Genomic DNA, 12,849 nt, shown 5'->3' with positions numbered 1-12,849 from the left:
CCATGGCTACCGAGCAGGAGCTGCGCGACTACGTCAAGCGGGCCGCCGGGGAACTCTCCCGGGTGCGGCGCCGGATGGCCGAGGTCGAGGAACAGGCCCGCGCACCGATCGCGATCATCGGGATGGCGTGCCGCTACCCGGGGGCCGACTCGGTCGAGGAGTACTGGCGGCGGCTGGCCGACGGCCACGACGCCGTGGCGGACGTACCCGCCGAGCGGTTCGACCTGACGCCGTACCAGCGCGACTGGGGGGTGTACACCCGCCGGGCCGCACTGCTGGCGGAGATCGACGGCTTCGACGCCGAGGCGTTCGGGATCTCGCCACAGGAGGCGCTGCGGACCGACCCGCAGCAGCGGCTGCTCCTGGAGCTGGTCTGGCAGGCGATGGAGGACGCCGGCACTCCCGCCACCGAGCTGGCCGGCAGCCGTACCGGGGTGCTGATGGGGTTCTTCGACACCTTCCAGTACGGCCGGATCCAGGCCGAGGCCGAGGGGATCCGGGCGTTCACCGATCCGTACCTGGTGCAGGGCAGTGCGCCCAGCGTGGCGGCCGGTCGGATCGCGTACCACTTCGACCTGCGCGGGCCGACCCTCACCATCGACACCGCCTGCTCGTCGTCGCTGGTCGCGGTCCACCTGGCGATGCAGAGCCTGCGCCGCGACGAGTGCGAGCTGGCGATCGCGGGCGGCGGCTTCCTGGCCATGCAGCCGGACGCCGCGTTCGTCTACGGCTGTGCGGCCTCGATGCTCTCCCCCAGCGGCGCCTGCCGCACCTTCGACGCCGACGCCGACGGCTACGTGCTGGGCGAGGGCGGCGGCATCGTCGTACTGGAGCGGCTCTCCGCCGCCCTGCGCAACGGCCGGCGGATCCACGGCGTACTGCGCGGATCGGCGGTGAACCAGGACGGACGCAGCAACGGACTGACCGCCCCGAACCGGGCGGCGCAGGCCGCGGTGATCCAGGCCGCGCTCGCCGACGCCGGTGCGGCAGCCGACGAGGTGTCCTATGTGGAGGCGCATGGTTCGGCGACCCGGCTCGGCGACGCGATCGAGATCTCCGCACTGCACGACGTCTTCGGCCGGCGCGACCCGGAGCGCCCGCTCTTCGTCGGCGCGGTGAAGACGAACATCGGGCACACGGTGTCCGGGGCGGGCGTCGCCGGCCTGATCAAGACCGCGCTCGTCCTCCGGCACGGCGTGGTGCCGCCCAACCTCAACCAGACCAGCCCGGCCGGCTCCGTGCCGGCCGACGGCACCATCCGGCCGGCCATCGGGCGGCAGGTGCTCGACGAGGACCGGTCCCGGGTGGCCGCGGTCAGCTCGTTCGGCTGGTCCGGGACCAACGCGCACGTGGTGGTCGAGGCCGCGCCGGCCCGACCCGCCCCGCCGGCCGCCGAACCCGGTGGCGCCCAACTGCTGCCGGTGTCGGCGGCCGGTGAGCCCGCGTTGGCGGCCCGGCTGCGCGGCCTCGCCGACCGGGTCGCCGCCGAGCCGGGGCTGCGGCTCGGCGACCTCGCGTACACCCTCCAGCGCGGGCGCACCGGGCACGAGTTCCGGCGCGCGGTGGTCGCCGACCACCCGGCCGGCGCGGCGGAGCAGCTCGGCAACGCCGTCGCGCTGCCGGCCGTACGCCGGTCGAAGAGCCGCCCGAGGTTGGCGTTCCTGCTGCCCGGGGTCGGTGACCAGTACCCCGGGCTGGCCCGGGACCTCTACGCCACGGAACCGGCCTTCGCGGCCACCGTCGACAGGTGTGTCGCCGTGCTCCGCGACCAGTGCGGCGTCGACCTGCGCCCGGTGCTGTTCCCGGTCGCCGGGGCGACCGCGCCGGCCGACGGCAGCCTGGCCGCGCTGCTCGGCCGGGCCGCCGCGCCCGACCCGGCCGAGGACGAGCTGAACCGGGCCGAGCTGTCCCACCCGTTCCTGTTCACCGTCGAGTACGCCCTGGCCGACCTGCTCGCCCACTGGGGCGTGACCCCGGACGTGCTGGTCGGCTACAGCCTCGGCGAGTACGTCGCCGCCTGCCTGGCCGGCGTCTTCACCCTGGACGACGCACTCCGCCTGGTGGTCGAGCGGGCCCGGCTGATCGCCTCCGCCGAGGCCGGCCACATGCTCGCCGTCTCCGCCGGAGCCGAGCAGGTCCGGGCGGCGCTGGCCGGCTGCGGCAGCGGGGCCGACCTCGCCGCGCTCAACGGCCCGCAGATGACCGTGGTCAGCGGCCGCCCGGCCGAGGTCGAGAAGATCCGGGCCCACCTGGTCGCGGCCGGTGTGGCCGCCCGGCTGCTGCGCTCGTCCCACCCGTTCCACTCCAGCCTGCTGGCGCCGGTGCGCGACCGGCTGGCGGCGGCGGTCGCGGCGGTGCCGAGGTGCGAACCGACGGTCACGATCGTCTCCAACACCACCGGCCGGCCGCTGACCGCGGCCCAGGCCACCGACCCGGAGTACTGGGCCGACCACCTCTGCCGACCGGTCCGGTTCGCGGACGGGATCGCCTGTGCCGCCACGCTGGGCGTGGACGCGTACGTCGAGGTCGGGCCGGGCCAGACGCTCGGCGGCCTGGTCCGGCACGGCAGCACCGGCAGTGTCGCCGTGCTCGGCACGCTGCCGGGTCCCTGGCCGGCCGAGCGGCGCGACGAGGCCCGGCCGGCGGTGTTGCAGACCGCCGGCCGACTCTGGGAACTCGGTGCCGACCTGGACTGGGCGGCGCTGGGCCCGCCCGGCCGGCTCGTCGACCTGCCGGCGTACCCGTTCCAGCGCACCAGGTACTGGCCGGCGGCCGGCACCGCGCCGGTCCGGGTGGAGCCGGTCGAGGCGACGGCGACGGCCGACCACTGCTACGTACCGGTGTGGCGGCGGGACAGCGCGGTGCGTACTCCGGCCACCGAGTTGCCCGGCCCGTTGGTGGTGATCGCGGACGGCACGGAGCTGGGCGAGCGGCTGGTCGACGCGGTCCGCAGCCCGGCGCTGCTGGTACGCCGGCCGGACGACTACCGGCGGGCGTTCGCGGCGGCGGCCGAGGCCGGCCCCGGTCCGGTCCACGTGGTCCACCTCGGCGTCCTCGCGGCCGGTGCCGACGATCCGGACGCCGCCATCCGGCACGGGTTCGACAGCCTGCTGCCCGCCGTGCAGGCGCTCGCCGGGCTGGCCGGCTCGCACGGCGTGCGACTGCTCACCGTCAGTGCCGGCGCGACCGAGGTCGTCGGCGGTGACGGGGTGGCGCCGGCCCGGGCGATCGTGCACGGTTTCGGGCGGCTGGCGCCCGCCGAGTACCCGGGCCTGACCTGGCGGGGTGTCGACCTGCCGGCCGAGGGCGATCCGGCGGCCGGCGCCGCCGAGCTGGTCGAGGAACTGGCCCGGGGCCCGTGGCCCGGGGCCGAGCACGACTTCGCGGTCCGCCGCCGCGGCCAGCGGCTGCTGCGCGGCTGGGGCCCGCTGCCGGTGGACGGTGCGGCCCCCGAGCGGCGGCCGTGGCGGCCCGACGGCACGTACCTGATCACCGGCGGGACCCGGGGCCTCGGGATGGCCCTCGCCCGGCACCTCGTGCAGGCCGGCGTACGCCGGCTCGCCCTCGTCGGCCGGACCCCGCTCGACCCCGACCGGCCGGCTCCGGACGACCGGGCCGCCCAGTCGCTGCGCGACGTCGCCGAGCTGGAACGGCAGGGCGCCGAGGTGCTGCTGCTGACCGCGGACACCGGCGTACCGGACGAGCTGCGGACGGCGCTGCGCCGCTGCCGCGAGCACTTCGGCGCGCTGACCGGCGTGGTGCACGCCGCCGGTCAGCCGGCCGGCGGATTGGCAGCCGGGCGTACCGCCGCGGACGCCCGCCCGGTGCTGGCCCCGAAGGTCCTCGCGATGGGACCGCTCGCCGAGCTGGCCGGTCCGGGCAGCGCGCCGGAGAGCCGACCGGAGCTGGTGGTCCTCTACTCGTCGGCGGTGACCGCGCTCGGCGGGATCGGCGAGACCGAGTACGCCGCCGCGAACGCCGTGCTGGACAGCTACGCGGCGGCTCTCGCCGGAGCCGGCACCCGGGTGCTCTCGGTCGCCTGGGGGCCGTGGCGGCACGACGCCTGGGGCACCGGCGGCGGACCGGTGGCCGAACGCGTCGCCGACTACCGGCGGCGGCACGGCTTCACCGACGAGGCGGGCTGTGCGTTGCTGGACCGCCTTGCCGACACCGCCGACGGCCAGGTGCTGGCACTGCGCCAGCCGCTGGCCGCCGCCCGGGGCGAGTGGGCCAGACTGACCGACCCGGATCCGGCGGCCGGCGGCCCGGACCAGGGCCAGGACGGGCCGCGCTACCCACGGCCGCAGCTGCGTACCGCGTACCTGGCGCCGGGCAGCGTGCTGGAGTCGATGATCGCCGAGACGTGGGGCCGGTTCCTGGCCATCGACCGGGTCGGCGTCCAGGACCCCTTCTTCGAGCTGGGCGGCAACTCGCTGATCGGCATGTCGCTCGCCGCCGCGCTGGAACGGCAGCTCGGCCGCTCGGTGCCGCCGGCCCTGCTCTTCGAACACCCGACGGTGGCGGCGATGGCCGCCGCACTCGGCGAGGCGGCCGGCACCGCCGGAGGCGGCACCGGGCACCCGGCCGGCCCGGCGGGACACCGGCCGGACGCCACCGCCCGCAACGACGCGCGCAACGAGCGGCGCCGCGCCGCGCTCGCCGGATCCGGCCAGCGTGCGGCGCGACGGGCGCAGCAGGAAGCCAGCAGAGAGGCAGGAGGGGACCACAGGTGAACGTCGTAGGAGTGGTCGGCGCCGGGGTGATGGGCGTCGGCGTCGCGCAGAACCTGGCCGCCAGCGGCTACCAGGTGGTGCTCGTCGACCGGGACGAGGCGATCCTGGACAGGGCACGGGCGGCGATCGCCCGGAACTGCCGGATGAGTGCCCTGATGGGCGGGCCGGCACTGGACCCGGACGCCGTGCTCGCCCGGATAACCACCGCCGTGGGTGTGCCCGCGGTGGCGAAGGCGTCCGTCGTGATCGAGAACGTGACCGAGAACTGGGAGATCAAGCGCGCGGTGCACGCCGAGCTGGACGAGGTGTGCGCACCCGACACGGTGGTGATCGCGAACACCTCGGCGATCCCGATCACCCGGCTCGCGGCGGTGTCCAGCCGACCGCAGCAGGTGGTCGGCGTGCACTTCATGAACCCGGTACCGGCCAAGCCGGTGGTGGAGCTGATCCCCGGCGTGCACACCTCGGCCGAGGCGCTGGAGCGGACCCGGGAGCTGCTGACCGGGATGGGCAAGAAGGCGGTGCAGGTGAAGGACTCGGCGGGCTTCGTCTCCAACCGGGTGCTGATGCTCACCGTCAACGAGGCGGCGTACCTGGTGCACGAGGGGGTGGCCACCGCCGAGTCGGTCGACGAGGTGTTCCGGGGCTGCTTCGGTCACCCGATGGGGCCGCTGGAGACGGCCGACCTGATCGGCGTCGACACCATCCTCTACAGCGTGGAGGTGCTCTACGAGCACTACGCGGACAGCAAGTACCGGCCCTGCCCGCTGCTCAAGCAGATGACCGACGCCGGACTGCACGGTCGGAAGACCGGCCGCGGCTTCTACACCTACCCCAACGGCAGCTGACTAGGAGATGCAGATGGAGATCAGGCAGCGCGTTCTCGGATTCATCACCGCACGGTTCCCGCAGGCCGAACTCACCGGGAGCGAGGACATCTTCTCGCTCGGGTTCGTCAACTCGCTCTTCGCGATGGAACTGGTGATGTTCGTGGAGAAGGAGTTCGGCATCAGCGTCCCGAACGACGCCCTGAAGATCGACAACTTCCGTACGGTCGACTCGATAACCGCCTTGGTCGAGCGGCAGCTGTCGGTCACCGCCTAGGAAGGCCGCGATGACGAGCGCCATGGAACGGGGAATCTACCTGGACGCCACCGGCGAGTTCGTGGATGCCTACATCGTGCCGTACGCCGATGCCTGGGACCGCGCCGGCGCCATCCCGGAAGACCTGCTGGAAAGGATCTCCTCGGCCGGGCTGTGGGCACCGTTCCTGCCCGTCGCGGTGGGTGGGCAGGGCCTGGACATGGTCGGCTTCGGCACCCTGCACGAGGAGATCGGCCGCGGCTGCTCGTCGGTGCGCAGCCTGCTCACCGTGCACAGCATGGTGGCCTGGGCGGTGCAACGCTTCGGCGACGAAGCCCAACGCGAGCGCTGGCTGCCGGCGCTGGCCGCCGGCCGTACGCTGGGCGCCTTCTGCCTCTCCGAGCCCGAGGCCGGCAGCGACACCTCGGCCATCGTGACCAGGGCGGTCGCGCACGGCGGCGGGTGGCGGCTGACCGGCGTCAAGAAATGGATCACCAACGGCCAGCGGGCCGACCTGTTCCTGGTCTTCGCCCGGCTCGACGCCGGCACCGTCGCGTTCCTGGTGCCGCGCGAGGCCCCGGGGGTGGCGGTACGGCCGATCGACGACATGCTCGGCACCCGGGCCTCGATGCTCGCCGAGGTGGCGTTCGACGAGGTCGAGCTGGGGCCGGACGCGCTGCTCGGCCCGAGCGCGTTCGCCAGCGGCATGGTGCTGACCGGCGTACTGGACCTCGGCCGGTACAGCGTCGGCAGCGGCTCGGCCGGCATCATCCGGGCCTGTCTGGAGGCGTGTGCGGCGTACACCGAGCAGCGCGTCGTCGGCGGCCGGCCGCTGCGGGATCTGCCACTCATCCAGGCCAAGATGTCCGACATGGTCACCGATCTGCGCGCCGGCCGGCTGCTGCTCGCCGACGCGGGACGGCTCAAGGACGCCGGTGACTCGGCGACCCTGATGGCGACCTGGATCGCGAAGTACTTCACCTCGACCGCCGCCGCCCGGCACGCGGCAGAGGCGGTGCAGATCCACGGGGCCAACGGATGCAGCCCGCAGTACCCGGTCGCCAGGTACTACCGGGACGCGAAGGTCATGGAAATCATCGAAGGGAGCACCGAGGTGCAGCGGACCATGATTGCCGCCGAGGCATACCGGGGGAAGGTCCGGTGAGCCCGCTGCGGGACAGCGCGGTCGCCACCGCGCCCGGCCCACCGAGCGCCCCGGCGGCGTTCGAGCCGGCACCGCCGGCACCGTCGGGCCCGGCGGCCGGCTCGCTCGGGCAGCCGCCCACCGGCAAGCCCAGGCAGGGGCGGATCAAGTGCGTGGTGTGGGACCTGGACAACACCCTGTGGAACGGCACCCTGCTGGAGGGTGACCAGGTCACGCTGCGGCCGGGGGTGCTGGCGCAGATCCGGCGGCTCGACCGGATGGGTGTGCTGCACTCCGTCGCCAGCCGGAACGACCCGCGGGCCGCGCTCGCCAAGCTCGACGAACTCGGCGTGGCGGACCTGTTCCTCTGCCCACAGGCGAACTGGAACGCCAAGTCCGACTCGATCCGGCACATCGCAAAGACGCTCAACCTGGGCCTCGACGCGTTCGCCTTCGTCGACGACCAGCCGTTCGAGCTGGCCGAGGTGGCGCACATGCTGCCCGAGGTGACCTGTGTCGACGTGACCGACGTCGACGAGGCGCTGGCCCGGCCCGAGTTCGTGCCCCGGTTCGTCACCGACGAGTCCGCCCGGCGCCGCGAGATGTACCAGGGACAGCTGGTCCGGGACGAACTCGCCCGGGAGTTCGTCGGCACCGACGACGAGTTCCTGGCCGGGCTGGAGATGGTCTTCACCATCGCGCCGGCCCGCCAGGTCGACCTGCAACGCGCGGAGGAGCTGACGGTACGCACCAACCAGCTCAACGCGACCGGCCGGACGTACTCCTACGACGAACTCGACGAGCTGCGCCAGGATCCCGAACACCTGCTGCTGGTCGCCTCGCTGACCGACCGGTTCGGCAGCTACGGGAAGATCGGCCTGGCCCTGGTGGACCGGCGGGACCCGGCGCTGTGGCGGCTGCGGATGCTGCTGATGTCCTGCCGGGTGATGTCCCGGGGGGTCGGCATGGTGCTGCTCAACCACGTCATGCGACTCGCCGCCGACGCGGGGGCGGCGCTGCACGCCGACTTCGTGGAGACCGACCGCAACCGGATGATGCGGATCACCTACGCGTTCAGCGGCTTCACCGAGGTGAGCCGGGACGGCCAGCGGATCGTGCTCGCCGCCGACCTGGCGAACCTCCAGGAGCCGTCGCCGCACGTCCGGTTGGAGATCCTGCCGTGACCGTACCCATGACCGCCGTCCGGACCGGCGCCGCCCGCCGGGTGCTGCCGTACGGGGTACCGGACGGCGCGCTGCGGCTGTTCTGCCTGCCGCACGCCGGTGCCAGTGCCTCCGTCTTCCGCCCGTGGATCGGCCGGCTGCCCGGGGTGGCGGTCTGCCCGTTGCAGCCGCCGGGCCGCGAGGGCCGGCTCGCGGAGCCGCAGCACGAACGGATGGAGCCGCTCGCCGACGAGTTCGCCCGCGCGGTCCGCCAGGTCCTCGACGGCGGCTCCCAGCCGTACGCGGTCTACGGGCACAGCCTCGGCGCCCTGGTCGGATACGAGGTGGTGCGCCGGATCCGGGACCTCGGCGGTCCCGCGCCGGTGCACCTGTTCGTGTCCGGCTGCGGGGCACCCGACCGCAGCGCGGAGACCGGTCCCCGGGTCAGCACGATGAGCGACGCGCAGATCGCCGCCCTGATGAGTCGGCTCGGCGGCACCCCGCCCGGGTTGCTCGCCGAGCCGTCGCTGCTGCGGATGTTCCTGCCGCCGTTCCGGGCGGACTTCGTGGTCAAGGAGAACTACGCGTACCGCCCGGGGCGTCCGCTGGCGGTGCCGGTCACCGCGCTGGCCGCCACCGCCGACCCCCGGGTCGGCCCCGGCGACATGGAGGCCTGGGCCGGGCACACCGCCGGGCCGTTCCGGCTGCACACCCTGACCGGTGGCCACTTCGCCGTACTCGAACAGGCCGCGGTGACGCACCGGCACATCGCCGAGGCGCTGCGCGGCGGGATCGCCTGCTAGACCTTCTCCCCCGCCCCCTGCCGGGCCGGGCTCGGGCTTCGTCAGCCCGAGCCCGGCCCGGCCCGGCCCCGTCCGTCCGGCCGGCCGGCGTGCGGCGCAGGCCCCGGCAGGCAACCGCGTGGCGCAGGTCCCGGCAGGCAACCGTGCGGGACGGGCCGGCAAGCCGCCGTGCGGGCGGAACGGCGAACCACCCCGCCTCACGGGGCCGGCATCCGCCGGGCGGGACGGGGACGACTTCCGTCGGTCCCGCCGGGGTCGGTCTCCGGCGTCCGCGTCAGCTCTCGGACCGGATCGTCGCGGCGAGCTGGCGTACCGTCGGGTTCTCCACGATCGCCGTCACCGGCACCGCCGCCCGCACCGTGTCCCGGATCCGGGCCGCCACCTGGATGGCGACCAGCGAGTGGCCGCCCAGCTCGAAGAAGTTGTCGACCGCGCCCACCTCGGCCAGGCCGAGCACCTCCGCCCAGACGCCGGCGATGGCCGCCTCCAGCTCGCCGGCCGGTTCGACGTACGCGGTGTCCAGGTTCGGCCGGGGGTGGCTGGGACGGACCGCGTCGGCCCGGTCCGGACCCTCGTCCCCGACCACCCAGCGCCGTACCCGCTCCGCCAGCGGACCGGTGGAGACCACCACGTGACCGAGCCGGCCCGCCGCCGCGAGGACGCGTTCGAAGACGCCGGCACCCTCCTCGACCGTCATCTGGAACACGCCGCCGGCCCGTCGCGGGTCCACCGCCCAGGTGTCCCAGTCCACAGTGGTCCAGCGACCGTGGCCGTCCCGTCGGGCCGCCCGCGCCGCGGCGTCGAGCACGGCGTTGGCGGCGGCGTACGGGCCGAGGGCCGGCCCGCCGAGCACCGCGGCGATCGACGACAGGGTCAGTCGGGGGCCGTCACACCGGCCCGCGAGCGCCTCCTGCAGGGCCAGGAAGCCGGTCACCTTGGTCCGGAAGTGCGCCTCGCTGGTCGCCTCGTCGGCCTGGTGCGCCATGGTGAAGTAGCGGGGATCCTGGGCGCCCGCCCCGTGCACCACCACGTCGATTCCGCCGAACCGCTCGACGGCGGTGTCCACCACCGCGCGCATCTGCCGCACGTCGGCCACGTCGGCCGAGCAGGCGAGCACCCGGGCGCCCCGCGCCTCCAGGTCGAGAACGTTGCGCACGTGTCGGGCCGCCCGGCCGTCCGCGCCGCCGTCGAGGTACGCCTGCCACGTCTCGCGCGGCGGCAGTTCGGTGCGCCCGGTCAGCACCAGCCGGCAGCCGTACCGGTCGGCCAGGTGTCGGGCCAGGGCCATCCCGACGTCGCCGAGGCCACCTGTGATCAGCACCGTGCTGGTCGACCCGAGCGGCGGCCGGCGCTCCTCCAGCGGCAACGGCTCGAAGTGGCGCAGCCACGGTTCGCCGCAGCGGATCGCGACCGGTCCCTCGTGCGGCTGTGCCAGCACGCCGAGCAGCACCTCGGCGTCGGTCCGGTCGTCGACGTCGACGTGCCGGCAGCGCAGCGCGTCGTTCTCCGACATCAGGGTCGGTGCGAGCGCACCGACCGCGGCCTGGCCGGGGTCGCGCAGGTCGCCACCGGTGACCCCGACCGCTCCGGAGGTGAGCAGCACGAGTTCGGTCGGGCCGGCGTACCCGTCGCCGGCGAGGGCGCCGGCGATCTGCAGCGCCGCGCCGTATCCGCGCCGGTCCCGGGCGTGCCCGCCGGGTCCCCCGAGGCTGGCGGGACCGCCGGAACTGCCGGGACCGTCGGGACTGCCGAGGCTCCAGCCGTGCACGATCGTGCGCGGCGCTACCAGCAGCGAGTCGAACAGCTCGGCCAGGTCGTCGCCGACGACGAAGTCGCCGTCGTCGGTCAGCCCGAACGCGTCTCCGGGGCGGGCCGTGCTGACCTCGGCGCCGGCCCGGGTGAGCCGGTCGACCAGGGCCTCGCCGCGCGGGTCGGCGGAGAGCACCAGCCACGGCCCGGCGGCGCGGAGCCGGGCGTCCAGGTCCAGCTCGGGCAGCGGCCGCTGCCGCCAGCTCGGCAGGTAGGTCCAGCCGGTGTACCCAGGCGGTTCCGCCCGCTGTTTCGGCTCGACCCAGTGCCGGCGGCGCTGGAACGGGTACGTCGGCAGCGGCACGCGCCGCCCCCGGCCCTCGTGCAGGGCGGGCCAGTCCACGGCGCAGCCGTCGAGCCAGAGCCGGGCCAGCGTGCCGAGCAGCCACTCCTCGCTCGGCTCGGCCGGCACCACAACCTCGACCGGGCCGTCGCCGAGGCGTACCGAGAGCCGTTCGAACCAGGCGGTGACCTGCCCCGTGGCGTTCACCAGCCGGACCGTCGGGTCGCGCCGGGAGGGCTCGCCGTCCAGCCAGCGTTCCGGCTCGTCCAGCGCCGACACGGCGTCGGCGAGGTCGCGGCAGACGACCGCGCGGCGCAGCGCGAACTGGCCGCGTGACACCTGGAGGGTGTACGCGACGTCGGCCAGTTCCGCCTCGTCGGCGGTACGCAGATGCCCGTGCAACCGCTCGGTCAGCGCGTTGAGCGCGGCCGGGTCGGCGGCCGAGAAGGTGAGCAGGTGCGGGCCGGGGCGCGGGGTGCGGGCCGGGACCGGAGGTGCCTCCTGGAGCACCACGTGCGCGTTGGTGCCGCCCAGACCGAACGAACTCACCCCGGCCCGGCGCGGGTGCGGCCCCGCCGGCCACGGCCGCTGCCGGTCGAGCACGGCGAACCGGTCCCCGGCGGCGGCCAGCGCGCTGTTCGGCGTGCCGAAGTTCGGGGTGGCCGGCAGCGTGCCGTGCCGCAGCGCCTGGGTGGCCCGGATCAGGCCGGTCACGCCGGAGGCGCGGTCGAGGTGGCCGATGCTCGGCTTGAGCGTACCCAGCACGCACGGCTCCGCGCGGCCGGCGGGAAAGGCCCGGGTCATCGCCGCCAGCTCGACGGCGTCGCCGAGTACGGTGCCGGTGGCGTGGCACTCGACGTACCCGACGGTCTCGGGTTTGACCCCGGCCACCGTCATCGCGGACTCGATGACCTCGGCCTGGCCGTCCACTCCGGGCGCCGGGTAACCGGCCCGGGCCGAGCCGTCGTTGTTGACCGCGGAGCCGAGGATGACGGCGAGGATCGGGGCGCCGTCGGCCACCGCGTCGGTCATCCGCTTCAGCGCCACCACGCCGACCCCGTTGCCCATCACACTGCCGGTCGCCGCCGCGTCGAAGCTGCGTACCACCCCGTCCGGGGAGAGGATGCCGCCCTGCTCGTAGCGGTAGCCGGCCGGCTGTGGCAGCCCGATCGCCGCACCGCCGGCCAGCGCCATGTCGCACTCGTAGGTGAGGATGCTCTGGCACGCCTGGTGGACCGCGACAAGCGAGGTGGAGCAGAAGGTCTGGACGGTGATGCTCGGCCCCCGCAGCCCGAGCTTGTAGGCGACGAGTGAGGTCAGCGAGTCCCGTTCGCTGCCGGCGGCCAGCAGCAGGTGCCCGCCCGGTTCGTCGTCGAGCCCGTCGAGGTTGCGGGTCAGATAGTCCGGAAAGCCGCAGCCGGCGAAGACGCCCACCTGCCCGGGTGTCTCCGTCGGGCAGTAGCCGGCCCGCTCCAGAGCCTCCCAGGCGCACTCCAGGAACAGCCGGTGTTGCGGCTCCATGGTGGCCGCCTCCTGCGGGTTGAAGCCGAACACCCCGGCGTCGAACTCCTCGATGTCGCGCAGCGGGCCGCCGACCGCGACGTACGTCGGGTCGGCGGCGGCGGCTTCGGGGTCCAGGCCCGCGGCGCGCAGCTCGTCGGAGCTGATGGTGCGCAGGCCGGGTAGTCCGGCAGCCAGGTTGCGCCACAGTTCGTCGGTGTCGGCTGCGCCGGGGAAGCGCCCCGACATCCCGACGATGGCGACAGCGGAGTCGTAGGTTGCCTCGGTCACGTCATCCCTCCGGTCGCGGATCGTTGCGCGATGGTCGAGC

Annotated in this window: 7 protein-coding genes; 6 read left to right on the top strand and 1 reads right to left on the bottom strand. The window is 74.7% G+C overall.

Annotation, left to right across the window (positions count from 1 at the left end):
• Positions 1-2 precede the first annotated feature (2 nt).
• The 6 genes from O7626_RS04005 to O7626_RS03980 are packed head-to-tail and all read left to right on the top strand — an operon-like array spanning position 3 to position 8,926.
• Complete coding sequence (locus O7626_RS04005) at positions 3-4,733, top strand: type I polyketide synthase (protein ID WP_278059354.1); 4,731 nt, start codon at positions 3-5, stop codon at positions 4,731-4,733.
• Positions 4,730-5,581 (top strand): 3-hydroxyacyl-CoA dehydrogenase NAD-binding domain-containing protein, encoded by an 852-nt coding sequence (locus O7626_RS04000; RefSeq protein ID WP_278059352.1) that lies wholly within the window; start codon positions 4,730-4,732, stop codon positions 5,579-5,581. The genes O7626_RS04005 and O7626_RS04000 overlap by 4 nt, the downstream gene beginning before the upstream one ends.
• 13 nt (positions 5,582-5,594) lie before the next feature.
• On the top strand, positions 5,595-5,837 hold the full coding sequence (locus tag O7626_RS03995) for an acyl carrier protein (protein WP_278059350.1): 243 nt from the start codon (positions 5,595-5,597) through the stop codon (positions 5,835-5,837).
• 10 nt (positions 5,838-5,847) lie between these two features.
• Positions 5,848-6,981, top strand: coding sequence for an acyl-CoA dehydrogenase family protein (locus O7626_RS03990; RefSeq protein ID WP_278059349.1), 1,134 nt, complete (start codon positions 5,848-5,850; stop codon positions 6,979-6,981).
• On the top strand, positions 6,978-8,144 hold the full coding sequence (locus O7626_RS03985; protein WP_278059348.1) for an HAD-IIIC family phosphatase: 1,167 nt from the start codon (positions 6,978-6,980) through the stop codon (positions 8,142-8,144). Before O7626_RS03990 ends, O7626_RS03985 begins: the two co-directional genes overlap by 4 nt.
• Positions 8,141-8,926, top strand: coding sequence for a thioesterase domain-containing protein (locus O7626_RS03980; RefSeq protein ID WP_278059347.1), 786 nt, complete (start codon positions 8,141-8,143; stop codon positions 8,924-8,926). Before O7626_RS03985 ends, O7626_RS03980 begins: the two co-directional genes overlap by 4 nt.
• A 274-nt stretch (positions 8,927-9,200) precedes the next feature.
• Here O7626_RS03980 and O7626_RS03975 read toward each other — a convergent pair whose 3' ends face one another.
• Complete coding sequence (locus O7626_RS03975) at positions 9,201-12,809, bottom strand: SDR family NAD(P)-dependent oxidoreductase (RefSeq protein WP_278059345.1); 3,609 nt, start codon at positions 12,807-12,809, stop codon at positions 9,201-9,203.
• Positions 12,810-12,849 lie beyond the last annotated feature (40 nt).

Origin of the sequence: Micromonospora sp. WMMD1102, from assembly GCF_029626265.1 — a bacterium.
Lineage (GTDB): Bacteria > Actinomycetota > Actinomycetes > Mycobacteriales > Micromonosporaceae > Plantactinospora.
The sequence above is the reverse complement of the archived record's forward strand: the minus strand, read 5'-3'. Positions and strand labels throughout refer to the sequence as shown.